26 protein-coding genes and 1 tRNA gene are annotated in these 26,040 nt (G+C 60.2%); 15 read left to right on the top strand and 12 right to left on the bottom strand.

The genetic code is table 11. From position 1 onward, the window contains the following. Positions 1 to 80 precede the first annotated feature (80 nt). The gene (locus tag ACK83U_RS13620) at positions 81 to 965 is read left to right on the top strand and encodes a methyltransferase domain-containing protein (protein ID WP_112607657.1); all 885 of its coding nucleotides are present in this window, start codon (positions 81 to 83) and stop codon (positions 963 to 965) included. A 20-nt stretch (positions 966 to 985) separates the two neighbouring features. On the opposite strand, the gene ACK83U_RS13625 is transcribed toward ACK83U_RS13620, so the two are convergent. Further along, complete coding sequence (locus ACK83U_RS13625) at positions 986 to 1,168, bottom strand: Flp family type IVb pilin (RefSeq protein WP_112400574.1); 183 nt, start codon at positions 1,166 to 1,168, stop codon at positions 986 to 988. A 168-nt stretch (positions 1,169 to 1,336) separates the two neighbouring features. After that, a complete protein-coding gene (locus tag ACK83U_RS13630; protein ID WP_015341285.1) occupies positions 1,337 to 1,654 on the bottom strand; it encodes a hypothetical protein in 318 nt (105 codons plus the stop codon). Between the two features lie 384 nt (positions 1,655 to 2,038). Here ACK83U_RS13630 and ACK83U_RS13635 point away from each other — a divergent pair, with 384 nt between their 5' ends. Beyond that, on the top strand, positions 2,039 to 2,365 hold the full coding sequence (locus tag ACK83U_RS13635; RefSeq protein ID WP_112607659.1) for a hypothetical protein: 327 nt from the start codon (positions 2,039 to 2,041) through the stop codon (positions 2,363 to 2,365). Between the two features lie 54 nt (positions 2,366 to 2,419). Here the strand turns inward: ACK83U_RS13635 and mutT are convergent, their stop codons facing one another. From mutT to ACK83U_RS13655, 4 genes are all read right to left on the bottom strand, one after another. Then, the gene (mutT, locus tag ACK83U_RS13640; RefSeq protein ID WP_112607661.1) at positions 2,420 to 2,833 is read right to left on the bottom strand and encodes an 8-oxo-dGTP diphosphatase MutT; all 414 of its coding nucleotides are present in this window, start codon (positions 2,831 to 2,833) and stop codon (positions 2,420 to 2,422) included. Continuing rightward, entirely contained in the window at positions 2,830 to 3,639 is an 810-nt protein-coding gene (locus ACK83U_RS13645; RefSeq protein WP_112607663.1) for a GNAT family N-acetyltransferase, read from the bottom strand. Before ACK83U_RS13645 ends, mutT begins: the two co-directional genes overlap by 4 nt. After that, positions 3,620 to 4,861: a bifunctional glutamate N-acetyltransferase/amino-acid acetyltransferase ArgJ gene (gene argJ / locus ACK83U_RS13650; protein ID WP_112607949.1), complete on the bottom strand. Its 1,242-nt coding sequence runs from the start codon at positions 4,859 to 4,861 to the stop codon at positions 3,620 to 3,622. Before argJ ends, ACK83U_RS13645 begins: the two co-directional genes overlap by 20 nt. Positions 4,862 to 5,034: 173 nt before the next feature. Further along, entirely contained in the window at positions 5,035 to 5,958 is a 924-nt protein-coding gene (locus ACK83U_RS13655) for a peptidylprolyl isomerase (RefSeq protein WP_112607665.1), read from the bottom strand. 246 nt (positions 5,959 to 6,204) lie between these two features. Here ACK83U_RS13655 and secA point away from each other — a divergent pair, with 246 nt between their 5' ends. Continuing rightward, the gene (gene secA / locus ACK83U_RS13660) at positions 6,205 to 8,925 is read left to right on the top strand and encodes a preprotein translocase subunit SecA (protein ID WP_112607667.1); all 2,721 of its coding nucleotides are present in this window, start codon (positions 6,205 to 6,207) and stop codon (positions 8,923 to 8,925) included. Positions 8,926 to 9,055: 130 nt separating this feature from the next. Here the strand turns inward: secA and ACK83U_RS13665 are convergent, their stop codons facing one another. Beyond that, positions 9,056 to 9,685 carry a glutathione S-transferase family protein gene (locus ACK83U_RS13665; RefSeq protein WP_112607669.1) on the bottom strand — a complete coding sequence of 210 codons (630 nt, stop codon included), beginning with the start codon at positions 9,683 to 9,685 and terminating at the stop codon, positions 9,056 to 9,058. Positions 9,686 to 9,933: 248 nt separating this feature from the next. Here ACK83U_RS13665 and ACK83U_RS13670 point away from each other — a divergent pair, with 248 nt between their 5' ends. Both ACK83U_RS13670 and ACK83U_RS13675 read left to right on the top strand, forming a co-directional pair. Next, the gene (locus ACK83U_RS13670; protein WP_112607671.1) at positions 9,934 to 11,349 is read left to right on the top strand and encodes an oligosaccharide flippase family protein; all 1,416 of its coding nucleotides are present in this window, start codon (positions 9,934 to 9,936) and stop codon (positions 11,347 to 11,349) included. Between the two features lie 2 nt (positions 11,350 to 11,351). Further along, entirely contained in the window at positions 11,352 to 12,623 is a 1,272-nt protein-coding gene (locus ACK83U_RS13675) for a GNAT family N-acetyltransferase (protein ID WP_112336461.1), read from the top strand. On the opposite strand, the gene ACK83U_RS13680 is transcribed toward ACK83U_RS13675, so the two are convergent. After that, positions 12,610 to 14,250: an AMP-binding protein gene (locus ACK83U_RS13680; RefSeq protein ID WP_112607673.1), complete on the bottom strand. Its 1,641-nt coding sequence runs from the start codon at positions 14,248 to 14,250 to the stop codon at positions 12,610 to 12,612. The genes ACK83U_RS13675 and ACK83U_RS13680 overlap by 14 nt on opposite strands. A gap of 255 nt (positions 14,251 to 14,505) precedes the next feature. Between ACK83U_RS13680 and ACK83U_RS13685 the strand changes: the two genes are divergently transcribed. Both ACK83U_RS13685 and ACK83U_RS13690 read left to right on the top strand, forming a co-directional pair. Continuing rightward, positions 14,506 to 15,486, top strand: a complete 981-nt coding sequence (locus ACK83U_RS13685) for an aldo/keto reductase (protein WP_112607675.1) — start codon at positions 14,506 to 14,508, stop codon at positions 15,484 to 15,486. A gap of 322 nt (positions 15,487 to 15,808) precedes the next feature. Further along, positions 15,809 to 16,603: a class I SAM-dependent methyltransferase gene (locus tag ACK83U_RS13690; protein WP_112607677.1), complete on the top strand. Its 795-nt coding sequence runs from the start codon at positions 15,809 to 15,811 to the stop codon at positions 16,601 to 16,603. Between the two features lie 7 nt (positions 16,604 to 16,610). On the opposite strand, the gene ACK83U_RS13695 is transcribed toward ACK83U_RS13690, so the two are convergent. Beyond that, complete coding sequence (locus ACK83U_RS13695; protein ID WP_112607679.1) at positions 16,611 to 17,198, bottom strand: TetR/AcrR family transcriptional regulator; 588 nt, start codon at positions 17,196 to 17,198, stop codon at positions 16,611 to 16,613. Between the two features lie 230 nt (positions 17,199 to 17,428). Here ACK83U_RS13695 and ACK83U_RS13700 point away from each other — a divergent pair, with 230 nt between their 5' ends. From ACK83U_RS13700 to ACK83U_RS13725, 6 genes are all read left to right on the top strand, one after another. Next, positions 17,429 to 18,727, top strand: coding sequence for an MFS transporter (locus ACK83U_RS13700; RefSeq protein WP_112607681.1), 1,299 nt, complete (start codon positions 17,429 to 17,431; stop codon positions 18,725 to 18,727). A 143-nt stretch (positions 18,728 to 18,870) separates the two neighbouring features. Further along, positions 18,871 to 18,955: transfer RNA gene (locus ACK83U_RS13705), tRNA-Leu, on the top strand. Between the two features lie 177 nt (positions 18,956 to 19,132). Further along, positions 19,133 to 19,807, top strand: a complete 675-nt coding sequence (locus ACK83U_RS13710) for a DUF5343 domain-containing protein (RefSeq protein WP_112607683.1) — start codon at positions 19,133 to 19,135, stop codon at positions 19,805 to 19,807. Beyond that, the gene (locus ACK83U_RS13715; protein WP_112607685.1) at positions 19,804 to 20,280 is read left to right on the top strand and encodes a TIGR02391 family protein; all 477 of its coding nucleotides are present in this window, start codon (positions 19,804 to 19,806) and stop codon (positions 20,278 to 20,280) included. The genes ACK83U_RS13710 and ACK83U_RS13715 overlap by 4 nt, the downstream gene beginning before the upstream one ends. Before the next feature lie 217 nt (positions 20,281 to 20,497). Beyond that, positions 20,498 to 21,091, top strand: a complete 594-nt coding sequence (locus tag ACK83U_RS13720) for a YqaA family protein (RefSeq protein WP_112336455.1) — start codon at positions 20,498 to 20,500, stop codon at positions 21,089 to 21,091. A gap of 16 nt (positions 21,092 to 21,107) precedes the next feature. Continuing rightward, complete coding sequence (locus ACK83U_RS13725) at positions 21,108 to 21,620, top strand: disulfide bond formation protein B (protein ID WP_112607687.1); 513 nt, start codon at positions 21,108 to 21,110, stop codon at positions 21,618 to 21,620. A gap of 191 nt (positions 21,621 to 21,811) precedes the next feature. Here ACK83U_RS13725 and ACK83U_RS13730 read toward each other — a convergent pair whose 3' ends face one another. Together ACK83U_RS13730 and ACK83U_RS13735 are read right to left on the bottom strand one after the other, a co-directional pair. After that, positions 21,812 to 22,369 carry an HNH endonuclease gene (locus ACK83U_RS13730; protein WP_015341304.1) on the bottom strand — a complete coding sequence of 186 codons (558 nt, stop codon included), beginning with the start codon at positions 22,367 to 22,369 and terminating at the stop codon, positions 21,812 to 21,814. Between the two features lie 111 nt (positions 22,370 to 22,480). Continuing rightward, positions 22,481 to 23,170 (bottom strand): DNA-3-methyladenine glycosylase family protein, encoded by a 690-nt coding sequence (locus tag ACK83U_RS13735; protein ID WP_184372292.1) that lies wholly within the window; start codon positions 23,168 to 23,170, stop codon positions 22,481 to 22,483. Here ACK83U_RS13735 and gluQRS point away from each other — a divergent pair. Then, on the top strand, positions 23,169 to 24,050 hold the full coding sequence (gene gluQRS / locus ACK83U_RS13740; protein ID WP_112607691.1) for a tRNA glutamyl-Q(34) synthetase GluQRS: 882 nt from the start codon (positions 23,169 to 23,171) through the stop codon (positions 24,048 to 24,050). The two genes, ACK83U_RS13735 and gluQRS, sit on opposite strands and share 2 nt — an antisense overlap. Here gluQRS and ACK83U_RS13745 read toward each other — a convergent pair. After that, complete coding sequence (locus ACK83U_RS13745) at positions 24,015 to 24,977, bottom strand: YihY/virulence factor BrkB family protein (RefSeq protein WP_112607693.1); 963 nt, start codon at positions 24,975 to 24,977, stop codon at positions 24,015 to 24,017. The genes gluQRS and ACK83U_RS13745 overlap by 36 nt on opposite strands. Before the next feature lie 112 nt (positions 24,978 to 25,089). On the opposite strand from ACK83U_RS13745, the gene ACK83U_RS13750 reads away from it, so the two are divergent. Continuing rightward, positions 25,090 to 25,923, top strand: coding sequence for an SDR family oxidoreductase (locus tag ACK83U_RS13750; protein ID WP_112607695.1), 834 nt, complete (start codon positions 25,090 to 25,092; stop codon positions 25,921 to 25,923). Positions 25,924 to 26,040: the final 117 nt, after the last annotated feature.

Genomic DNA, 26,040 nt, shown 5'->3' on the forward strand with positions numbered 1-26,040 from the left:
GTTTTCCGTCCGGAATTGCGCAAGAGAAACGTGCGCGCCCGGCATGCCCAGCCGAATTGTTGATAGTGCAGGAAACCACCATGGAAATCGTATTCGACCAATCGCTGCTTTCGGCCCGCAAACGCCGGGCGCTAAAACAAAGTGATACGAAAGCGGCTTTCCTGCTCGATATTGCCGCCAGCGAACTGGCGGAACGGCTTACCGTGACCGAACGCCATTTCGACGACGCGGTCGAGCTGCATGGCGCGACAGGCATTGCCGCGCGCCTCGCTCTGGCGACAGGCAAGATCGGCCGTTTGAAAAGGATCGAAAGCGAGAAGGATTTTGCCGCTCCTGGCGAGACCATCATCGAGGCGCCGCCGGAGGAGCTGCCGCTCCCGCCGGAATCGGTCAACCTCGTGCTTTCCCCACTCAGCCTGCATGTCACCAACGACACGCCCGGCGTCTTCATCCAAATCCGCCGCGCACTGAAGGCCGACGGTCTTTTTCTGGCGGCGATCGCCGGCTCCGGAACCCTGCAGGAATTGCGCGACGTGCTGCTCGCGACCGAAATAGAGCTGACGGGCGGCGCAAGCCCCCGTGTCATCCCCTTTGCCGATGTCCGCGATGTCGGCGGTCTCCTTCAGCGTGCCGGCTTTACACTGCCCGTCATCGACGCCGAAAACTACACCGTGCGCTACGACAATCTGTTTGCCTTGATGCGCGATCTGCGCGCCATGGGCATGACCAATCCGCTGGTCGATCGCAGCCGCAAGCCGCTGACGCGTGCCTTCTTTCTGCGTGCGGCCGAGCTCTATGCCGAGCGCTATTCCGATCCGGACGGGCGGATCAGGGCGACATTCTCGATCATCTACGTCTCAGGATGGACGCCGCACGAAAGCCAGCAGAAGCCACTGCGACCGGGTTCCGCCAAGGCGCGCTTGGCGGATGCGCTCAAGGTTGAAGAGCACAAGCTCAAACAATAGCCAAAGATTTGCCGGCCGCATCAGTTCTGGGACGCTGCCGAATTCTGCATCGTATCGGACAGAAGATTGAATGTGTTTGAAAGGCTGCCGCCGAAGGCGCCGACCCCGCTGATGATTGCGGCCGACATCAAGGCAGCAATGAGACCGTATTCAATGACCGTGGCACCGGTCTTATCGGTGAAAATACGCCGAACGGAACGCATAAGCTCGAAGCTCCCAGCATTGGACAACTCAAGAATCCGATGCTCGTCATGGCATCCGGCAGGCTATGCTCATGCACTATAGCATTTCCGCTTTTCTTCGATGCGCGAAACGCTCTATTTTTTCGCATTCCGGACTGAAAACCGCTGCGCACTTTTCCTGGAAATGCGCTATTGGCAGCCGGTATCGGCACCATAACCCTGGACGATGCAGACCGAACCCGGTTCCTGCTGCAGAACGCTGCGGCGGATCGTGTACCGCTTGCCATTTTCCGTCTGCGGGATCGAACCCGTAGCAATATTGTCGATATCCGGCGCGCTTGCAAGCACGCGCGACTTGGATTTGTCAGAGAGCATGGGAGTCAGAATAAGCGAAAGCGCGACCGCCGCCGTGCCGAACAGCAAAGCGATATTCAACGCGCCCGTTCTGCGCGACGTGGAATAGGACTGCTCTTTTTCCTGAACAGCTTTCCAGAAATCGTCGTCCATTATGTCAAGCCTTCTCTAACGCACCCAACAACCGCTTGATTGAGAGAATTGAATGCCAGAAGGTCATAAACGATCCCTTAATATCCACATGCAAATTAATGAGACGTAAAATTCTGGGACAGTATCTGATTCGGGCTATAAGCCTGATATTAAATGACTAATTCTCGTTAACCATAAATTCGATACGCCGCCCTAACGTATTCCAAACCGTCTCCACGTAAACGCGAAAGAGATGCGTCCCCCTGCGGGACATCAAATTCGCCGCGCAGACACACGCATTGAAAGAATATTTACTCGATACTCCAAATAATAGAAATTGATACTTGCGCGCGATGATATATCACCAAGTCATCCTTTATTATCTTGGGTTGCGGGAATTTACACATGGCAGGTTTGCTCAAGGCGGTTGGCGGTTTGGTGATTGGTATTGCGATCCTGTTCGGGATTGCGATGTTGTTTATGGGAAGTGCAGCCGGCGTCGCAGCAGGGCTGATAGCCGCCCTTTCCTACGCCTTTAGCGGCGCCGTGATTTTTGCCTTTGGACTGACGCTCGAACATCTGGAAGCAATTCGCCGCGAATGCGACAGGCAATCTGACATGCTGAGGGATTTGCTCCGCAAAATGCCGACGACGGATGCGTCCCCTAGAGAGCCCGGCACCTCCAATCTCGATCAGCTTGCAAAATCAACTTTCAAATTCAGAGATATCTAGACACCGTGCGAGACCGCCCCACGGCGGCGGCGCCTCAGCCCTTGCTACAAAAAGCTAAAGCAGATCCTGCAGGAATGGGATCAACGGCTCGTCGGCCGGCGGCATGGGATAATCACGCAGAGCTTGCGGCCGCACCCATTTGATCGCCTGCCCTTCCCGGCCATGCGGAATGCCCTCATAGCGCCGGCAGATGTAAAGCGGCATCAGCAGATGAAAGGTTTCATAGGTGTGGCTGGCAAAAGTCAGCGGCGCAAGGCAGGCAATCTTCGTCTGGATACCGAGCTCTTCCTGAAGCTCGCGCACTAAGGTTTCCTCTGGCGTCTCGCCGACTTCCACCTTGCCGCCGGGAAACTCCCAGAGGCCGGCGAGCGATTTTCCCTCGGGACGTTGCGCCAGCAGGATGCGGCCATCGGCATCGATGAGCGCACAGGCGGCGACGAGGACGATTTTGCGGCCAGCCTCGCTCATGCAGCCCCCGGCGATTGCCAGTAGCAGTAGCGATAGGCCTCGCGGAAGCCGAAACGGACATAGAGCGCCAGCGCCGGCGCATTGTCGGCGCCGACCTGAAGCCAGGCGGTCTTCGCGCTACGCATGCGTGCCCAGCGAAGTGCCGAAGTCAGGATCTCGGCTCCAAGGCCCTTGCGCCGATGCTGCGGCGAGACGGCAACCGACATGACGCCGGCAAGATCATTGTCCTGCACGCAGAGCGTTGTCGCTACCGGCCCGGCATCATCATTTTCGATGACAAAGAGGCCCGATGGCGGCTTGATGCCGCTCACCACCTCGGCCAATGCCGGCTTCAAAGCCGGATCAGCCTCATCGACGATGAGGCTCGCATCGACAAAGCGGCCGACATCGTGGCTCGGCAGATGATCCAGCATGTCAGGCAATTCAAGATCGACAAGATCGGCGATCATGACGATCGTCTCGTCGAAGCACGTCCAACCGCGCTCCCGCAGCAGATCGATGAGCTTCGGCGAGGCGAGCGGCGTCTCGCGCACGATCATTGGCCTGCCATAGGCCTCGAACTTGCGCTGCGCCTTTGCCAGCCGGATTTCGAGATCGCGATGATCGGAGGGATCGAGCGGCACGACAGAATTCAGCCGCTTTGACGGATGACCCGCCGTCAGCCGGATCTGCCAGCTGCCATCATATTGCACCGACGAGGCAGGCCAGGCCCGGAAGCCGACGGCTTCCAGCCTACGCACCAGGGGCAGCTTGTTTATCGTGGACTGCGCATGCATCAGCGAGGTATCAGCTCCGGTAGTCGCCATTGATGGCAACATATTCCTTGGTGAGGTCGCAGGTCCAGACCGTTGCGCGGCCATTGCCGAGGCCGAGATCGACCTTCACGGGAATATCCTGCTGCTTCATGACATTCGAGGCGGCTTCTTCCGAATAGGAAGCGTCACGCTCGCCGTTGACGGCGACGCGGACATCGCCGAACCAGATGGCGAGCTTGTCGCGGTCCGCCATCTCGCCGGCCTTGCCGACAGCCATGACGACACGACCCCAGTTGGCGTCTTCGCCGGCAGCAGCGGTCTTAACCAGCGGCGAATTGGCGATCGAAAGCGCGATGCGCTTAGCAGCCGCGTCATTTTCGGCGCCGGTCACGGTGATTTCGAGCATCTTGGTCGCACCTTCGCCGTCGCGAACGACCTGGATGGCTAGATCCTTCAGCAGCTCGTTAAGTGCCGCCTTGAAACCGGCAAGCTTCGGATCATCGGCGCGGTCGATATGCGCCTGACCGTCAGCCGCGGCAGCGCCGGTGGCAAACAGCATCAACGTATCCGAGGTCGACGTGTCGCTATCGACCGTCATCGAATTGAAGCTCGGGCCGACGCCATCGGACAGCAGCGTCTGCAATGCGGCAGAAGAAATATCGGCATCGGTGACCACGAAGGAGAGCATCGTCGCCATGTCGGGCGCAATCATGCCGGCGCCCTTGGCAATACCGTTGATGGTGACCTTGACGCCGCCGATCTCGGCGGTACGGGTCGCGACCTTGGGATAGGTGTCCGTGGTCATAATCGCCTTGGCGGCTTCAAACCAGAAATCGCTTGTTGCATCCTTCGCCATCGTGTCGAGCACGCCGGCAAACTTAGTGGCGTCAAGCGGCTCGCCGATGACGCCGGTGGAGGCGAGATAAACTTCGTTTTCCCCGCAGCCGACGGCGGCCGCCGCGGACTTGGCGGTCAGTTCCGTCGCCTGGCGTCCCTTCAGCCCGGTGAAGGCATTGGCATTGCCGGAATTAACGACGACGGCGCGGGCACTGCCGTGTGCCAGGTTCTTGCGGCAGAAATCGACCGGGGCCGAAGGGCACTTCGAACGCGTAAAGACACCGGCAACGGCGGCCGGCTTGTCGAAGACCATCAGCAGGACATCGGTCCGGTTCTTGTACTTGATGCCGGCGGACGCCGTGATCATGCGCACGCCGCGAAGGGCGGGCATGGCGGTGAAGGTTTTGGGAGCAAGCGGAGAGACGGAACCGGACATGAGAGCCACCTGGACGAGCATGATGCCGAAAAGTGTAGGCGGTTTTCGGATTACATCATGCTCTGCTTTTTAATTCTGGAGCGGATTCAGATTTTAGGTCGTATCGACCTAAAATCATCCGGCTCCCTTGAAAGGCCCGGAAAACCGGGCCCTGATGGTTTAACTGCTTTGACTTACTGCTGCGGCTGAGCGTCAGGCACTGCCGCACCATCGGCAGGCGCAACGGCGTCGTCGGCCGGTGCCGCGTCCTGCTGCTTCTGCGCATCGTCATAGGCCTTGCTGAGAGCCGGGTCGTTGATGACGACCTTGGTATCCTGCTTGGCCTGGTTCAGGAGTTCAAGATACTTGTCGCGCATGACGAGCTGACGAACCTGGTCCTTGACCTGATCGAACGGCGGAGGAGGAGCATTGCGCTTGTCCTCAACCTTGATGATGTGCCAGCCGAAATCGGTCTTGACCGGGGTCTTCGTATAGGTGCCGACCGGCAGCGCGAAAGCCGCGTCTTCGAATTCCTTGACCATACGGCCATGACCGAAATAACCGAGATCGCCGCCGTCAGCCTTGTTCGGGTCGGTCGACTTTTCCTTGGCAAGTGTGGCAAAATCCTTGCCGGCATCGAGCTCCTTGATGATCGCCTTGGCTTCATCCTCGGTCTTCACGAGAATGTGGCGGGCATGAACCTCTTCCTGCTTCGGCAGGGCTGCGACTTCCTTGTCGTAGCGGGCCTTGACTTCATCATCCTTGATGGCGTCGGCGACATGTGCCTTGAAGAAAGCATTGTGCAGCTCGCGGTCGCGCAGATAGGCCATATGAGCCTGGAAATCCGGCGTCTGGTCGAGCTTCTCGGCAGCGGCCTTCTGCGACAAGAGCTTCACATCGACCGAGGCCGAGAGTGCCGCGACCTTCTTCTGGTCATCCGGAAGCTGGCCGAGCTGCGGATCGAGATTGGCGATCGCGAGATTGAGTTCGGATTGATGGATTTCGACATCGCCGACCTTGGCGACAACGGGATCCTTAGCATCGGCCGCGAAGACCGGAGCCTGGAAGGTAACGATTGTCGCGAAAGCAACCGCAGCAAGCTTGTTATACTTCAACATAAAATAACCCTTCGGTGATCTCGACCGGCTCGACAGATGTGAATCCGGCGTGAAAAAGCCTTCAGCAGGAGAATGTGGCCTTTCTGTATCGGCCAAATCCCGTTGACATCAATCGACCCCCCTCTTATCTGTCACGCAACCTCGCGTCCAGAACAGTTTCCGGCCGTTTTGTGCTATACTCCCGTTTTTTTCGGGAAGGAATAAAGCAGGAAACGGCGGGATGAAATCTCAGAAAGGACCAGTCACATGGTCAGCCTAGGTGGAATTGCCCGCAAGTTGTTCGGCTCGTCCAACGACCGCCGGGTCAAATCGTTCCAGCCGCAAGTAGCCGCAATCAATGCGCTCGAACCGGAGATGCGCGCGCTGTCCGATGAAGCTCTGGCCGCCAAGACGGTTGAGTTCCGCCAGCAGCTCGCGGACGGCAAGACGCTGGATGATATCCTCGTGCCAGCCTTCGCTGTTGCCCGCGAAGCCTCGCGCCGCGTTCTCGGCATGCGACCTTTCGACGTGCAGCTCATCGGCGGCATGATCCTTCATTCCAATGCGATCGCCGAAATGAAGACCGGCGAAGGTAAAACCCTGGTCGCAACCCTGCCGGTCTATCTGAACGCGCTGGCCGGCAAAGGCGTGCATGTCGTTACCGTCAACGATTACCTGGCACAGCGCGACAGCGGCACCATGGGCCGCCTGTACAGCTTCCTCGGCCTGACGACCGGCGTCATCGTCCACGGCCTGTCCGATGAACAGCGCCATGACGCCTATGCCTGCGACATCACATACGCTACCAACAACGAGCTCGGTTTCGACTATCTGCGCGACAACATGAAGTATGAGCGCGCCCAGATGGTTCAGCGCGGCCATAGCTTCGCGATCGTCGACGAAGTGGACTCGATCCTCGTCGACGAAGCGCGCACGCCGCTGATCATCTCCGGTCCGCTCGACGACCGCTCTGATCTTTATGTCACCATCGACGCCTTCATTCCCCGCCTGGCGAAGGAAGACTACGAAATCGATGAAAAGCAGCGCTCGGCAAACTTCTCCGAAGAAGGCACCGAGAAGCTGGAAAACATGCTGCGCGAAGCCGGCTTGTTGAAGGGTGAATCGCTCTACGACGTCGAGAACGTCGCGATCGTCCACCACATCAACAATGCGCTCAAGGCGCACAAGCTGTTCCAGCGCGACAAGGACTATATCGTCCGCAACGGGGAAGTCGTCATCATCGACGAATTCACCGGCCGCATGATGCCGGGCCGCCGTTATTCGGACGGTCAGCACCAGGCACTGGAAGCCAAGGAACATGTGCAGATCCAGCCGGAAAACCAGACGCTGGCGCAGATCACCTTCCAGAACTATTTCCGCATGTATGACAAGCTCGCCGGCATGACCGGTACGGCTTCGACGGAAGCGGAGGAATTCGGCAACATCTACGGCCTCGACGTGATCGAGGTGCCGACCAATCTGCCGATCCAGCGTATCGATGAGGACGACGAGGTCTATCGTACGCATGCCGAGAAGTATAACGCCATCATCAACGAGATCCTCGATGCGCACAAGCGCGGCCAGCCCGTGCTGGTCGGCACGACGTCTATCGAGAAGTCCGAACTTCTCGCCGATCTCATGCGCAAGCGCGGCTTCAACAATTTCCAGGTTCTGAACGCCCGCTATCACGAGCAGGAAGCCTACATCGTCGCCCAGGCCGGCGTTCCCGGCGCGGTGACGATCGCCACCAACATGGCCGGCCGCGGCACCGACATCCAGCTCGGCGGCAATCTGGAAATGCGGGTCGAGCGCGACCTGCACGAGATGGAGCCAGGTCCGGAACGCGACGCGGCCATTGCCCGCATTGCCGAAGAGATCAAGGAGCTCAAGCAGAAATCAATCGCTGCCGGCGGCCTCTACGTCATCGCCTCGGAGCGCCATGAAAGCCGCCGTATCGACAACCAGCTGCGTGGCCGTTCCGGCCGCCAGGGCGATCCGGGCCGCTCGAAGTTCTACCTGTCGCTCCAGGACGACCTGATGCGCATCTTCGGCTCCGACCGCATGGATGGCATGCTGCAGAAGCTCGGCCTCAAGGAAGGCGAAGCGATCGTCCACCCCTGGATCAACAAGGCGGTTGAACGCGCGCAGAAGAAGGTCGAGGCCCGCAACTTCGACATCCGCAAGAACGTTCTGAAGTACGATGACGTGCTGAACGATCAGCGCAAGGTCATCTTCGACCAGCGCGTCGAGCTGATGGAATCGAAGGACCTCTCCGAATTCGTCGGCGACATGCGCCACGACGTCATCGAGGATCTCGTCGCCAGACATATTCCGGAGCGCGCCTATGCCGAACAGTGGGATGCTGACGGCCTGAAGACGGCTGTTGCCAACTTCTTCGATCTCGATCTGCCCATTCATGACTGGGTCAAGGAAGAAGGCATCGCTGAAGACGATATCCGCGCCCGCCTGACGGAAGCCGCCGAAAAGGCTGCGGCCGAAAAGGCCGAACGCTTCGGCCCCGAGATCATGACCTATGTCGAGCGCTCCATCGTGCTGCAGACGCTGGACAATCTCTGGCGCGAGCACATCGTCAACCTCGATCATCTCCGCTCGGTCATCGGCTTCCGCGGTTATGCCCAGCGCGATCCGCTGCAGGAATACAAGGCCGAGGCTTTCGAGCTGTTCCAGGCGCTGTTGAACAATCTGCGCCAGGCCGTGACCGCCCAGCTTTCGCGCGTCGAACTCGTGCAGCAGCCGACCGAGCCGGAAACGCCGCCGATGCAGGCCCGTCATATCGACGCGACGACCGGCGAGGACGAATTCGCCCCGTTCGCGCTTGCAAGCGAAAGCTTCATATCTCCGGAAAATCGCGATCCACTCAACCCGGCAACGTGGGGCCGCGTCGGCCGTAACGAGGCCTGCCCCTGCGGCTCCGGCAAGAAGTACAAGCACTGCCACGGCGCCTTCGAAAGCAGCGAAGTGGTCTAAGCCTCGCAACCCGATAGCAACGAACAAAATGCCGCCTTTGGGGCGGCATTTTTGTTTGCAACGATCGGAGATCACAGCAATTGTCGTCGATACGCGCAGCCGGCAAGCGTCGCCAGCACGTCTACCGTGCTCAAATAGCGGAATGCGGATCCTCACTGTAGAGATGAACCGGGTAGCCTGGCCCGATGACGTCAAGCACTCGATCGAACCAGGCCGTAAGCGCCGGGTACTCGGCGAGATCGAAGCCGCAATCCGCCGCTTTATGGGCATAGGCGTAAACGGCTATGTCCGCGATCGAAAACTCGCCACCGACGAGAAATGGCGTATTCTTCAGCCCGCGCTCAAGCGCTGCAAGGGCACGAAGGCCGGCCGAGCGCTTTGCCTCTGCCATAACGGCATTGAGCTCGAGCCGTCCCGTCAGCGTCCAGAAGCGCAGCGTGCCGATGACCGGTTCGATATGATACTGCTCGAAGAACAGCCACTGCATGACCTTGGCGTGCAAATAGCGATCCGCCGGAAGAAACCGCGTGCCTTCGGCCACATAGGTGAGAATAGCGTTCGATTCCGCTATCGTTCGCCCATCCTCCAGTTCGAGAACAGGGATGCCGCCTGCCGGATTGAGATCGAGAAAGGCGTCGGTGCGCCCCTCACCCTCGAAGATGGACACCAGGCGAGTCTGGTAGGGAATATCGAGCAATCCGAACAGAACCCTGGCCTTCCAGCCATTCTGCGACGGCAAATAATCGTGAAGCGTGAGCATGAAATCCTCCTCCGATAGACCGTGGATTCTACATACCGACCGAACCGCCGCCACCCGTTTCCTGTGCAGCGGCATGGCGCAGCAGCCCAAGGGCAACTTGCGTCTCGTAGTTGCTTTCCGGCGTGATTGATAGGCAACCCTCCACTTCAGTAAAGCCACTTTTACGTGTCGCAAGAACCGATTCTTAACTCTCCTCTGCCAAGACTAACGCGAGTTTGGGATCATACTTAAAGTATTGCGTATCGATCATGGCGGTCTTTCAAACAGCGGAAAGAATGTTGCCGTCCGCTTTGCGGGCCGCCCTATCCCCGTATCTGCGCAAGATTAGCATCCTCCTTGCCGGTCAGGACGAGAAAGCTGCGTCGCAGCGCATGGCGCTGATCGCCTTCACGATCCGCGTTGCAGGCGCCGCGCTCGCCTTTCTCTCGCAGATCATTCTTGCTCGCCTGATGGGCCGGTTCGAATACGGCATTTTTGTCTTCGTCTGGGTGTTGATGATCCTGTTCGGCAATCTTGCCTGCCTCGGCTTCCCGACAGCCATCATCCGCTTCCTGCCGCAGTATGATGCCAGCGCCAATTACGATGCCATTCGCGGTCTGAACATGACGGCACGCCTGTTCGTGGTTGCCCTCTCGGGCACGCTGGCGCTGATTGGAGCCCTCCTGCTTTTTGCCTTTCGCGGCATGATCGAGCACTATTACGTCATGCCGGTTTTCCTCGGCCTGATTGCCGTGCCGATGATTGCGCTTGGAGACGTTCTGGACGGTACGGCCCGCGCCAAGCACTGGCCGGTCATGGCGCTCAGCCCGACCTTCCTCATCCGCCCGACGCTGATCCTGCTCTTCATGGTGGCCGCGATCCTCGCCGGCGCACCACGCGATGCCGTCACTGCTATGGCCGCAGCTCTTGCAGGCGCTTTCACCAGTGTCCTGCTGCAATATCTCGCAGTGACGCTCCGTCTGCGCCGCCATTATCCAAGCGGCCCGAAAGCCACTGAATTCCGCGCCTGGACAGCCGTCGCCCTGCCGATCTTCCTGGTCGAAGGCGTGGGCTACCTACTCACCAATTCGGACGTCATCGTCGTCGGCATTTTCCTCGATCCGGATGAAGTCGCCGTCTATTTCGCAGCGGCAAAAACGATGGCCCTGGTGCTCTTCGTCTCCTTCGCCGTCAGGGCGGCCATCGGCCCGCGCTTTGCTGCCATTCTTGCCGAAGGCGACCGGAGCAAGCTCGCAGCCTTTGCCACCGAGGCCACACGCTGGTCCTTCTTTCCAGCACTTGCCCTCGGCCTCGTGGTGCTGGCGGCGGGGCAGCTCCTGCTTTCGCTGTTCGGCGCCGCCTTCACGGAGGGACAGATCGTGATGGCGATCCTGCTTGCCGGCATTCTTGCGAGAGCGCTCGTCGGCCCTGCCGAAGTGCTCCTGACCATGGCGGACAAGCAGATGCTCTGCGTCTATCTCTATGCCGTAGCGCTCGTTGCCAATGTCGGGCTCAATGTCGCGCTCATCCCGCATTTCGGCATCGAAGGAGCGGCTATTGCCGGCGCCACTGCCATGGCAATCGAGGCCTTGCTCCTGCACGTGGCCGTCCGCCGAGCGCTCGGCATCACCCTATTCGCCCTCCTCCGGCGCTCGTCGGCGTCATCGGCAATGAGGGTCTTCTGATCATGGCACGTCCCCCCTACACCGAAACCACCGACAGCCAAGTGAACGCCCTGACCCATACGCTCGCAGCACTGCATTTCGAAACGCCGAAAGCGGAAGCCCGAGTCGAGGTCGGCCGCGCCGGCCGCGAACTCTGCCTCTATCCCGGCAAGCTCGGCTACGAGCTGCAGGACGAGCTGGACTTCCTGTCCAATCGCGCCATGGAGCCGAACGTCTTCTTCTCCGGCCGCTTCCTGGCGCCCGCCATGCCGCGCCTTGAGGATCGGCAGGTGCGTCTGGCGCTGATGCGCGATATCAACAGCACGCGCAGCCGCATGCGTCTGCTGATGCCCTTCACGGTCGACAAGCCGGGCTTCGCCATCGGCCCGTCGATCATCCGCGTCTGGTCGAACTCCTTCGGCCCGCTCGGCACGCCCCTGCTAGACGCCGAGGATGCCGGCGAAACGCTCGACAACCTCTTCGAGGCACTCTCCCGGCCGGAGCTGCATCTCCCGACCACGCTCGTATTGCCGGATGTCCGGCTCAACGGCCGTTTCGTCCAGATGGCCAAGGTCATTGCGATCGGCCGAAACCTGCCGATCGCCATCGCCAACCCTTTCCAGCGCCCTATGCTCCAAAGCAACGACGACGCGCTCACCTATCTCAGGCGGACGATTTCCAACGCACATTTGCGCGAAATGCGCCGCCAATGGCGACTTTTGGAAAACCACGGCGAGGTCAGCTATAACGTCGCCCGTCAGCCCCGCGATATTCACGGGCGCATGGAAGAATTCCTGGCGCTGGAGGCAAGCGGCTGGAAGGGCAAGAAGCGCTCGGCGCTCGTCACCGATCGCCATCATGCCGCCTTTGCCCGCGAAGCGATTTCCAACCTTGCCGCCATCGACGCGGTGCGCATTCACTCAATCGATCTTAACGGCAAGGCCGTCGCCTCGATGATCGTGCTGATCATGGGCGGCGAGGCCTATACGTGGAAGACGGCCTTTGACGAAGCCTATGCCCGCTATTCGCCGGGCAAGCTCTTGATGGGCGAACTGACGGAATGGCATCTCGACGACGCCAACGTCGTCCGCTCCGATTCCTGCGCCGTGCCCGATCATCCGATCATGAGCCGCTTCTGGCACGAGCGCGAGGACATGGGTACGCTCATCATCGGCCTGACCCCGAACGGCGACCGCGACGTGCGTCAGGTGACCACGCAGCTGCACATGTATCGCAGCACCCGCAACATGGCAAAGCTGCTGCGCGAAAAGATCCTGTCGCTTACGAAGCGCTAACTTCGGCGGTTGCGCGTTCGCGCAAGAGGCGGCGGATCACCTTGCCGGAGGTCGTCAGTGGCAGAGCGTCGACGAATTCGATCTCGCGCGGGTATTCGTGCATGGAAAGCCGGGTCTTCACCCATTCTCGGATCTCGATCGCCAGTTTGTCACTCGGCTCGCGACCGGGCACGAGCACGACATAGGCCTTGACGATTTCCGTTCGGACCGCATCCGGCTTTCCCACCGCCGCGGCAAGCTGCACGGCGGGATGGCCGCCGAGGCAATCCTCGATCTCGCTCGGCCCGATGCGATAGCCCGACGAGGTGATGACATCGTCGTCGCGGCCGACGAAGGAAATATACCCGTCCACATCCTGCCGGCCGATATCGCCGGTCAGCAGCCAGTCATTGGCGAATTTCGCCTCCGTCGCCGCCTCGTTCCGCCAATAGCCGAGAAACATCACCGGATCGGGCCGCTTGACGGCAATTTGCCCGCTCTCGCCTACGGGAACCTCGATACCCTCGGCGTCGACGATCGCGACGCGATGGCCAGGAACAGGCTTGCCGGTTGCGCCTGCAAGGCTGACGCCAAAGGCTTCACTGGAGGAGAGCACGAAATTGCATTCCGTCTGGCCGAAGAACTCGTTGACGCTTACACCGAGCGCGGATCGCACCCATTCGAAGGTCTCGCGGCCGAGCGCCTCGCCGGCCGAACCGATGGTGCGAAGCTTGAGATCATAATGCGCCCGCGGATTGTCCACGGCCTTCAAAAGCCGCAGCGCCGTCGGCGGAATGAAGGCATTGCGCACCTCCATCTCGGCCATGATGCGGAAGGCCATGTGCGGATCGAATTTCTGCGCCGGCGAGGAAACGACGGGGACGCCGAGCATCAAGCTCGGCAACAGAGCATTCAGAAGACCGCCGGCCCAGGCCCAGTCCGAAGGCGTCCAGAGCCGATCGCCGGCTTGCGGAAAGCCCTCGTGGGCGAGCTGCATGCCCGGAATATGCCCAGGCAGCACGCGATGGCCGTGCAGCGCACCCTTGGGTGGCCCGGTCGTGCCCGAGGTGAAGATCATCAGAGCGGGATCGTCCGGGCCGGTATCGGCGACCTCGAACAGCGGCGGATGCGCCGCCACCAGCTCGGCAAAACCGGAAACGCCCTCTTCGGCGCCATCGATGCTGATCACCTGCGCCAGTTCCGGCAATCGCTGCCGGATCGGACGCAGCCGCTCGAGGCCGAACCGATTGGTGACGATGGCCGATGTACCGGCTGCCTTCAGCCGGTATTCCAGCGCCTCGGCGCCGAACAGCAAAGCCAGCGGCAGGGCGATCGCGCCCATCTTGTAGATCGCGACATGCGCCACGACGGTCTCAAAACTCTGCGGCAGCAGCAGCGCCACCCGATCTCCCGCCTGCACCCCGAGCGCGACAAGCGCATTGGCGAAAGAGGCGGAACGATCCCGCAACTCGCCGTAGCTCATGGAAAAGTGATTGCCGTCCGGATTGAAATGCTGAAGGCAGATCCGATCGGGCTCGTGCTCGGCCCAGGCATCGCAAACAGCATGTCCCATGTTGAATTTCGCCGGAATCTCCCAACGAAAGTCGCCATAGAGGGCTTCATAAGTATCACGCGGGGGCAGTTTCATGCGCAGTTCCAGAAAATGGTGCGGTGCAGCTAACACCTGTCGCCCCTGGCGTTCAAGGAAACATTTAAAATTGCAGTCTTCCCCCGGGCGCGAATCGCCTTATTTATTGAGGAATACTTCGAAGCTCTTCACGAATTCATGCGTCGACCGACGGCGACTTTGGGCGCCGATTTACTTTTCGCGACGCGCCCATCCCATCGCCCTTCCGACGATGGGCCTCCTTGTAGCGAATGATCGAATGGACGGAGAATAGCGATGGAATACGTAAAGCTCGGCAGGACCGGTCTTGAAGTCTCACGCATATGCCTGGGTTGCATGACCTATGGCGACCCCAACAAAGGCACGCATGCCTGGTCGCTGAAGGAGGAGGACAGCCGTCCCCTGCTGCGCCAGGCGATCGAGGCCGGCATCAACTTCCTCGACACCGCCAATACCTATTCCAACGGCTCCTCCGAAGAGATCGTCGGTCGTGCCATCAAGGATTTCGCCAAGCGCGACGATATCGTGCTTGCCACCAAGGTCTTCAACCGCATGCGCCCCGGCCCGAATGGCGCCGGCCTGTCGCGCAAGGCGATCTTCGACGAGATCGACAACAGCCTGCGGCGCCTCGGCACCGACTATGTCGATCTCTACCAGATCCATCGCTGGGACTATACGACACCGATCGAGGAGACGCTGGAAGCGCTGCACGATGTCGTCAAGGCCGGCAAGGCACGCTACATCGGCGCCTCCTCCATGTATGCTTGGCAATTCGCCAAGGCGGTTTATACCTCCCGCCTCAACGGCTGGACGGAGTTCGTCAGCATGCAGGACCACCTGAACCTGCTCTACCGCGAGGAAGAGCGCGAGATGCTGCCCTTCTGCGAGGACCAGAAGATCGCCGTCATCCCCTGGAGCCCGCTCGCCCGCGGCCGGCTTACCCGCGATTGGGACGAGGCGACGGCCCGCACCGAGTCCGACGAATTCGGCAAGACGCTCTATACCCAGGCGCTCGAAGCCGACCGCAAGATCGTCGATGCCGTCGGCACGATCGCCAAGGCGCGCGGCATCCCGCGCGCGCAGATCGCAACCGCCTGGATCCTGCAGAAGAGCGCTGTCACCGCCCCGATCATCGGCGCTTCCAAGCCCGGCCACATCACCGATGCCGTCGCCTCGCTGGAGGTCAAATTGACACCTGAGGAAATCGCGGCGCTGGAATCGCCTTACGTTCCGCATGGGGTTGCTGGATTTAAGTGATCGGGGATTTTTTTGGGGGGGGCCGCCGGCCTAGATTGATGAAGCCACATTGCCTGCTTGGCCCCTCACCCCAACCCTCTCCCCGTTTTGACGGGGTGAGGGGGTTTTCCTGCCAAACCCACGTCCTATCTGCACGGTAAACGCGAGTTGATTTGCTCGATCGTCCCCTCTCCCCGCGAGCGGGGAGAGGGCTAGGGTGAGGGGCAGTTCCAAGCTCTGAAGCCGATTGACCACGCGGAAAATCGCGCAAAAGTGACTTCACGAACAGGTCATAGTTGAGGCTTAACAGGTCATGGTTCCTTACCCCCGAGGATGATATCCAATGATCACAGTTCCCTTCGAGGCGCGGCGCTTTCAGTCGACCGCGGCCTATTACCTGCGCTATCGCATCCCCTATCCGGACAAATTGATTACCCGCGTTGCCGAACGCAGCGGCCTCAAGCCCGGCGACCATGTGCTCGATCTCGGCTGCGGTCCCGGCCAGCTCGGCATCGCCTTCGCGCGGCTGCAGGGTGCGGCCGTGACCGCCATGGACCCGGAGCCGGAAATGCTCGCGGAAGCCGCGCTCGGCGCGAAAGCAGCCGGCGTCGATATCAACATCCGACAGGGCTCTTCCTACGACCTCGGCCCCGATATCGGCAGGCTGCACCTCTGCGTCATGGGCCGTTCGTTCCACTGGATGGACAGGCCGGCAACGCTGGAAGCACTGGACAGGCTCATCGAGCCCGGCGGCGCCGTTGTCCTCTTCCACGATAAAGGCATTCTGGCGGAGCCGAACTGGCGCGGTATCCTAGAACCACTGATGGAAACCTATTCGCCCGAGCGCAGCGCGGAAAGGCAGATGCGCCGGAGCAAGGAATGGGCGCCGCATGAAGCCATGCTGCTCGCCTCCCCCTTCCGCAATCTCGAACGGATCGGCATCGTCTCGGAATACACCAGGGATATCGAAGAGATCGTCGGCCGCATCTTCTCGATGTCGTCAACCTCGCCGCAGGCGCTGGGCGACAAGGCAGCCGATTTCGAGGCGGCTCTGCGCGCCGAGCTGCTGGCGGTCGCGCCCGACGGCAAATTCAGGGAGGTCGTCGAGGCGAACGGGCTGCTCGCCTTCCGCGATTAGACGAAGGTCAGCCGTTGCTTCCATCCGGCAGCGGCGAAAGCTCCTGCCTGGTCGCCGACAGGAATTCCTGCGACAGCTCAGCGCTATCCATTGCGCGCGCCAGAATAACGGCGCCAACCATGGCCGAAAGGCTGGCAAATGCCTTGCGCCGGCGCTCCTCCGGCGTTTCACCCGGAACGATCTCTTCCAGCACCTCGACCAGCCCCATCAAGCCGCCCGTGAAGGTGGACTGCATCTCAGGACCGTGGCGGCTGACCTCCTGCGTCAGCGCTGCGAAGACGCAGCCGGTCGCATGCTCCACGACGTTGCGATGCGAGAGATAATGGGCAAGCAGCGCTTCCAGCGGCTGTTCGGGCGAGCTCGCCGCCACTTGCTTCCAACGCTCCAGCGAGCGCGCCACCAGCGCTTTGCTCGCCTCGCAGGCAAGCTCGTCCTTGGAATCGAAATGGCCGTAGAAGCCGCCATGCGTCAGCCCGGCCGCCTTCATGATCTCGGCGACGCCGATGCCGTCGAAGCCCTTCTCACGGAAGAGCTCGCCGGCCACGGCAAGGATCTTCTCGCGATTCTCGGCGAATTTCTCCCGGCTCACTCTCATCAAAAAACTCCATCAGAGCATCAATAAATCTGTATTGACAATTTATATGATGACCATCATCAATACGCAACAAATATGATAACAATCATGTAAATGCCTTTGCACAAACGTTCAAGCCGGGAGAACGGCAGGGCGCTAGACGTGGTACGGTACCCCCGACTGTCCGCGCTCCAGCGTTTTCGCAAGTCCGGTCTGACGGCACGATACCCAACCTGATTGGAACGCAGCTCATGGTTTCCACTACCCTTGCCTCGACGCTCGCCCGGCGCAACATCCATTACGGATGGGTCGTCGTCGCCGCCACCTTCCTCACCATGCTAGTCACCGCCGGCGCCATGGGCGCGCCCGGCGTGCTCATCAAGCCGCTGGAGGACGAATTCGGCTGGAGCACCTCCTCCATCTCGTCCGCGCTTGCCGTCCGCCTCGTGCTGTTCGGCCTCATGGGTCCCTTTGCCGCCGCCTTCATGAACCATTTCGGCGTGCGCAAGGTCATCGTCTTCGCACTGGCGACCATCGCCGTCGGCTTCATCGGCTCGCTCTATATGACGCAGGTCTGGCAGCTGCTGCTATGCTGGGGCATCATCATCGGCTTCGGCACCGGCCTCACCGCCATGGTGCTGGCGGCAACCGTCTCGACGCGCTGGTTCACCAAGCATCGCGGCCTCGTCATCGGCATGCTCTCGGCAAGCTCGGCCACGGGGCAGCTCGTCTTCCTGCCGCTAATGGCGGAGCTGACGACGCGCTACGGCTGGCGCACGACGGTGCTCTTCGTCTGCGGCATGATTGCCGTCGCCGCCCTCGTCGTGCTGCTCCTGATGCGCGACCGTCCCTCGGACGTCAATCTGCCGCTGGTCGGCGAAATCCATATCACACCGCCGCCGGCTGCAACCAAGAACCTGCAGGCCGCACTCGCCTCGCCGATTGCCATTCTGCGGGAGGTTTCCACCACATCGACTTTCTGGATACTCTTTGCCACCTTCTTCATCTGCGGCCTGTCGACCAACGGCCTGATCCAGACGCATTTCGTCACGCTTTGCGGCGATTTCGGTATCGTGCCGGTGGCTGCTGCCAGCGTGCTCGCCGTCATGGGCATCTTCGATTTCTTCGGCACGATCGGCTCCGGCTGGCTCTCCGACCGCTTCGACAATCGCTGGCTGCTCTTCTGGTATTACGGCCTGCGCGGCCTGTCGCTGGTCTACCTGCCCTTCAGCGACTTCACCTTCTACGGCCTGTCGATCTTCGCCGTCTTCTACGGCCTCGATTGGATCGCCACCGTGCCGCCAACAGTCAAGATCGCCGCCGACCGCTTCGGCCGCGAAAAGGCCGGCCTCGTCTTCGGCTGGGTCTTCGCCGGCCACCAGCTGGGTGCCGCCACCGCCGCCTACGGCGCCGGCCTCACCCGCACGGAGCTCAACACCTACCTGCCCGCCTTCTTCGTCGCCGGCGCCTTCTGCCTCCTCGCCGCGATCCTGGCGATCACCCTGCAAAAGTCCGGCTCCGCCAGCAAAGGTCCGGCCATGGCGCACTGAGCCTCAAACGGCAAAAAGCCCATGGCGCCCACCCGCGCCATGGGCCAAACCGCAACCCTGCGGAAACACTCGCAATATCTGCCAACCCGGCTTGCGCGCCCCGCCGCTCACATGCTAGACAGCCGCCTCGTCAGTACCCCGTTGCCCCATTGGCGGAATTGGTAGACGCGCTCGACTCAAAATCGAGTTTCGAAAGAAGTGCTGGTTCGACTCCGGCATGGGGCACCATTTCATACAGCTACCCTGAAACTATTAGCACACCAACGATAGCTCGCCTTCCGGCGCGATGCCAATAGCTCGCGACGAAGACCACAGCGCTGCGGCATTGTGATTAATTACACAACAATAGTTGACCGCTGCAGCGAGTCAGTGGATTTTCTTCCAGCGAAATATTGGGGGTCTTGAATGGCAACGCATCCTTATATCTCCGGCGCGGGTAATATCTCTCAGATGATAGCCTTTTTGCGCAAGAATTTCCCCCCAACTGTCACCTCCGATACTGTTCGTAAACTAGGCCTAGCTTCGAAAAACGAAAGCTATGTAATCAACGTGCTTCAATTTATCGGGCTTATCGATGAGGAAGGAAAGCGGACGGAAAAAGGTCATGAGGTTCTGACTATACATAACGAGGCCGATTTTCAGAAAGCGTTCGGAGATATGGTCCGTAATGCGTATGCAGACCTCTTTAGCATCAGAGGCGATGACGCATGGACATTGGATAAAGATGCGTTGGTCGGATATTTTCGTAGCGCTGACAAGACCAGTGACATTATCGGAACACGTCAGGCCGGAGTGTTCACGGCGTTGCGAGAGCTTGCTGGCCACGGCAATCAGCAGACAGCAACCGTGCCCAAGCAAAAAAGCGCAGCAGCAACAAAACCTAAAATAAGCGTCAAAAGCTCAAAATCTAATACTCATCAGCAAACGTCGAATGGAAATAAGCAGATATCCTCTGCGAGTGCAGCTCCCAAAGCGGATATGGCTCTTACCGTAAGGGTTGAGATAAATCTTCCTGCTGAGGGAACACAGGAAACCTATGACGCGATTTTCAAGAGCATCAGGGCTAACCTCTTCCCATGAGCCTTGCGCTACCAATCTTTGAGCGAATTGCCCGTAGCGCCAAGAATTTTGGCCAACCAGCGGCCGAGGAAGATCGCGGCGTCCATCCATTCGATGAACGGAATATACACCCAGATATTTCGCTCGTGTCGCAAAAGCTTTTTGATGATGGCCACTACGCCCAGGCTACCTTCGAAGCCCTTAAGCTAATCGACAATCGGGTAAAATCGCTTTCGGGTATCGAGGACACCGGTTTCAATTTGATGATGAACGCCTTTAATGAGACAGGTCCGAAGATCAGGCTTACCAATCTGATATCTATGAGTGACAAGGATGAGCAAAAGGGCTTCAGGCACATCTTTGCGGGCGTGATGTCGGGAGTACGGAATCCGCGCGGCCACGATAACCGCACGGACACTATTGATCTTTGCCTGGACCACCTTTCGCTGGCTTCAGTCCTGCTCCGAGCCCTTGAAGGGCGCAAAGCCCCTTAATTCTATGAAGCATTTTTGGTCAACCACCATTACAGAGATGAACCGTGCAGGACTCATTAGCCGCATGGTTGGCCATTAACTTTTGGGCGAGCCCCAACATGGACGCCCCCACCCATCACGAAAAATTTTGCCTTTCTGCCACTTCCGCCAGCCCCCGACCATTTACAGCCATAATCCTGCCCCCTAAAGGTTTGCAACGCAGCAAGAAGGGGGCCTCATGCTTCGTAGACTGTACGACTGGACCATGTCGCTCGCCGGCCGCAAATCGGCGGAAATCTGGTTGGCCGTTATCGCCTTCGTCGAGAGCTCCATCTTTCTCGTTCCGGCTGATGTGCTGTTCCTGCCGATGTCGCTTGCCAAGCCCGAGCGTGCCTGGCGCTATGCGCTGACGGCGACGGTCGCATCCGTGCTGGGCGGCATTGCCGGCTGGGCGCTCGGCTACTATGCCTTCGAAACCATCGCCAAGCCGATCCTCGAATTCTACGGCAAGCTCGACGCCTTCAACCAGATGAGCGCCGGCATCACCTATGAATGGGTGCTTCTGCTGCTGGTCACATCGGGTCTGGCACATCTGCCGCCGATCAAGGTGGTGACGATCCTCTCCGGCGTCGCCCATATCAATCTCGGCCTGTTCATCGTCTCGGCCATCGTCGCGCGCGGCGCGCGCTTCTTCCTTCTGGCCTTCCTTTTGCGCCGCTATGGCGAATCCATCCGCCATTTCATCGAGAAGCGCCTCGGCCAGATCACCATGATCGCCGCCGCCGTTCTTATCGCCCTCTATGCCGTCTTCCATTTTGCCCTGGCGAGCTGACCAAGGAGCCCCCAGCATGTCCACGACTTCGCCCTCCTCCCGCGCCGGCCTTGGCTATGGCGCATTGCTGACGATCGGCATGGTCGTCGTCATCGGCTCGGCACTCGGCTTCCAGTATATCGGCGGCTATATCCCCTGCGCGCTCTGCCTGGAGCAGCGCCAGCCCTATTACTACGGCATCCCCGTCGCCCTCATCGCCGTGCTGACGGCAGTCGCCGGCCTGCCCTCCTGGATCACCCGCGGTCTCCTCATCATCGCCGGCCTGATGATGCTTGTCGGCGGCGGCATCGGCGTCTATCACGCCGGCGTCGAATGGCATTTCTGGGAAGGCCCGACCACCTGCTCGACGACAGCAAGCAGTGTCACGCAGAACGCCGGCGATCTCCTCGGCCAGCTGAACACCATCAAGGGGCCGTCCTGCACGGAAGCAGCACTGCGCATCCTCGGCCTGTCGATGGCCGGCTGGAACGTGATCGCCAGCGTGATCCTGGCGGCAATCGCTTTTGTAGGTGCGAAGAAGGCGGGTTGACCCCTTCTCTCCCGCGGAGAGAAGGTGGGCGCGAGCAGGCGAGCAAAGCGAAACTGCGAGCGGACGGATGAGGGGGACGAGAAGCGAAGCGACGATGGCCTTGAGCGGCAAGCGAAAGGCAAATTTGCGTGCCGCCGCTCCCCCTCATCCGACCCTTCGGGCCACCTTCTCCCCAAGGGGAGAAGGAAATCCTACGGCTGCAATTCCGAATCCCAGTAGAGATAGTCGAGCCAGCTGTCGTGCAGGTAGTTCGGCGGGAACAGGCGGCCGTTATTGTGCAGGTCCTGCACGGTCGGCTGGTATGGTTTCTGCGCCGGGAACATGCCGGCCTGCTTCGGCAGCTTGCTGCCTTTGCGCAGATTGCAGGGCGAACAGGCGGCCACGACGTTCTCCCAGGTTGTCTCGCCGCCATGGGCGCGCGGGATAACGTGGTCGAAGGTCAGGTCGTCATGGGAACCGCAATACTGGCATTCGAACTTGTCGCGCAGGAAGACGTTGAAGCGGGTGAAGGCGGGATTGCGGGACGGCTGCACATATGTCTTCAGGCACACGACGCTCGGCAGCCGCATCGAGAAGCTCGGTGAGGACACGCACTGATCGTATTCTGCGATGATGTTCACACGGTCAAGAAAAACCGCCTTGATCGCGTCCTGCCAGGACCAGAGCGACAAGGGATAGTAACTCAGCGGTCTGTAGTCAGCGTTCAGCACGAGCGCCGGCAAGGACTGCGGGGAAACTGCAATCGTCAAGGAACCCTCCTGATCGATTCGGCATCTGCACCTGTATATTAGGCCGGTTGTTACAGGATTGTGAAGTCCAATAAATTCAGTGCATAAAGGCAATTTCAGGGAGACGGCCGATTAAACTATAGGCAGCGCATCCCGGCGTGTTTTCACGGCATAATAGGCCCAGAAGAGCCGGGCAGCGACCGAGCGCCAGGGCGCCCAAACCGCGGCTTCCAGGGCAACGGCCTTGGCCAAGGGCCTGACTTCATGGCCGAAAGCCATACCGACGGCCGCCTGCAGCGCGACATCGCCGGCCGGAAACACATCTGCGTGACCGCCGCAGAACATAAGATAGACTTCCGCCGTCCACGGGCCGATTCCCTTGATCGATGTCAGCTCGGCGAGCGCCTTGTCAGGTGATTCGGCGCTCAGCGCATGGAGATCGAGGCTGCCGCCGGCAACGGCATCCGCCACGCGGGCCAATGTGTCGTGCTTGATTCGCGATAGGCCGAAGCTCCGCCATGCCTCCGGCTCCAGCCCGGCATAGCCCTCAGCGGTCACCTGTCCCATCCCCGCTATCATCTTCCCCCAGATCGCATCGGCGCTGGCGCGCGAGACGACCTGCGAGACGATGATATGGGCAAGCCCCTCGAAGCCCGGTTCGCGCAGGCGCAGCGGCAAGGTGCCCGCCTCTGCGGCAACGGGCCGCAGGCGCGGATCGAGTTCCAGCAGGGCAGCAAGCCCCCGTTCGATATCGCGCTCATCGCGAATGATCTGCATGACGTCTCGTAGTCCCCGGTTAAAATTCGTGGCAGAAGAAAGCATGATCGAGATTCCCCGTCAAAAGCCGAAGTTCCGTTTTGCCCCGAGCCCCAACGGCCCGCTGCATCTCGGCCATGCGCTGTCGGCCATCCTCAATCACGACATGGCGGCGGAAGCCGGCGGCGATTTCCTGCTGCGCATCGAAGACATAGATCAGGCACGCTGCACACCCGATTTCGAAGAGGGCATCTATAGAGATCTCTCCTGGCTCGGTCTCAGCTGGCAGCAGCCGGTGCGTCGGCAGTCCGAGCACTTTCCGGCCTATCAGCAGGCCCTGCAGACGCTTATCGAACGCGGCCTCGTCTATCCCGCGTTCCTGACCCGCGGCGAGGTCAAATCGTGCGTCGCCGCTTTCGAAGCGGATGGCAAATCCTGGCCACGCGACCCGGACGGCACGCCGCTCTATCCGCCCGACGATCGCGAGCGCGGCGATGCCGAGCGGCAAGGCCTGCTGTCATCGGGCATGAAACATGCCTGGCGTCTCGACATGGAGAGGGCATTAGCGGCTGCGGACCAACCATTGCACTGGCAGGAGAGCGGCGATGGCGAGACGGGCACAATCCCCGCCGATCCCGCCGCCTGGGGCGATGTCGTGCTATCGCGCTCCGATGCGCCTTCGAGCTACCATCTCTCGGTCGTCGTCGACGATGCCGTGCAGGGCATCACCCATGTGGTGCGCGGGCTCGACCTCTTCCATGCTACGTCGATCCACCGCCTGCTGCAGACGCTGCTCGGCCTGCCGGAGCCGCTCTATCATCATCACCGCCTCGTCCTCGGAGAGGATGGCAAAAAACTCTCCAAGAGCATGGGCGATACCGGCATTGCCGAATGGCGCCGGCGAGGCCTCTCACCGGCGGAGCTTCGCCGCCGCGTCGGCCTCTGATTTTGCTCCTGGTTCGGCCCGCGGTTCAGAGGGCATCCTTTCCGCAGCTACCTCGGCGGCCGCGCGGCCCGCCACCTTGCCGAACAGCAGCCGCCGCACGCGGAATTTCATCAGCGCCGCATTGACCTCCGCCCCCATGATGAAGATCACGGCAAGCATATAGAGAAAAATCAGCACGATCATCACGGACGCCAGACCGGCATAAGTGGCGGTATAGTTGGCGAAGGTCGAGAGATAATAAGCAAAGAGCACTGCGCCGATCGACCAGAAGACCAGCGTCAGGATCACGCCGGGAATCACGTCGAACACCCGCCTGCGCCCGGCCGCCAGCCATAGGTGCAGGATCATCAGGCCCGCCAGCAGCAGAAAGATCGTGCCGTAGATCCGCCAGCTGAAGACGATGTCGAGGATATCGGCGAGCTTGGGCAGCCACTGCCTGGTGTAATTCAGCGCGAACGGCACGGCGACAAGCAGGATGCTGAGAATGGCGAAGATCAGCACCGCGATCAGCACATAGCCAAGGCTGGCGAGACGGTTGAAATACCACGGCCGTGTCTCAGGCACGCGATAGGCGCGGTTCAGCGATATGCGCAGCGCCTCAACGCCGTTCGACGCGAAATACGCCGCCGCAAGCACGGAAATCGTCAAAAGCCCGCCGCGCGGAATGGTCAGCACCTGCACAACTTGGTCGGCGAGCGGCTTGGCGATCGCCTCCGGCCAGGTATCGAAAATCAGGTGTACAGCGGTCGATGAAAACTGGCTGGCGCCGAGAAAGCTCGCGAGCGCCGTGCCGAAGATCAGGAAGGGAAAAACCGCCAGCAGCGTCGAAAGCGCCACATGGCTTGCCATGGCAAACCCGTCATCCTCGACGAAATGGAACACCGCGTCGTAGATCACCTTGTAAATCGTCCGCAGGGCTGTCGGCATTCCATCTCCGCTCGGCGTCGGCATTCATCCCGGCCGATACCGCCGGTTGTCGATTGTATCGGGTTCCTGAATATGGGAAACGAGTTTCGGTTTGTACAGGAATCATCTTCCCATGACGGAACAACGCACGATACTCGTCACTGGTTGCTCCTCCGGCATCGGCGCTTATTGCGCGCGGGCACTGAAGGCCGACGGATGGCGCGTCTTTGCAACCGTGCGCAAGGAAGACGATCTCGCCGCGCTCGAAGCCGACGGCATCGAAGCGCTGCTCCTCGACTACACAAAGCCTGAGACCATTTCCGCTACAGTAGCAACGGTACGCGAGCGTACGGCCGACCACATCGACGCCCTCTTCAACAATGGCGCCTACGGGCAGCCGGGCGCGGTCGAGGACCTGACGACCGATGTGCTGCGCGAACAGTTCGAAACCAACTTTTTCGGCTGGCACGAGCTGACGCGTCAGATCCTGCCGCTGATGCGCAAACAGGGCCATGGCCGCATCGTCAATTGCTCCTCCATTCTGGGACTCGTCCCCTACCGTTTCCGCGGCGCCTACACGGCCTCGAAATTTGCGCTCGAAGGGCTGACGATCACGCTCAGAATGGAACTGCAGGACAGCGGCATCCATGTCAGCCTGATCGAACCCGGCCCGATCGCGACGCGGTTTACCGCCAATGCGCTCGCCAAGATCAACGAGCACATCGACCTCGCAGGTTCTCTCCATGCGGTGGAATACCGCAGGCAGCTCAGGCGGCTTGATGGATCAGGCCCGATCAGTAAACATAAATTGGGCCCGGAAGCGGTCTATGATGTGCTAAAATCGGCTTTGAACGTTAGAAATCCGCGCCCGCACTATCTGGTAACGACACCGGCCAAGCAGGGGGTGCTCTTGAAAAGGCTATTGCCGGCTAACCTTTTCTATCGTCTGATGCGCCGGCTGGATTAGAGCAATCCCAGGAAAGGCGCAAAGCGGCTTTTCCGCTTGAGATTGCTCAAAATGACGACAATGGGTGACTTGAAGCTTCTGCGGAATGCTGAGCGACCCTGAAGACAAGGATGGAGG

This window comes from Rhizobium sp. WW22, from assembly GCF_047041135.1.
Lineage (GTDB): Bacteria > Pseudomonadota > Alphaproteobacteria > Rhizobiales > Rhizobiaceae > Rhizobium.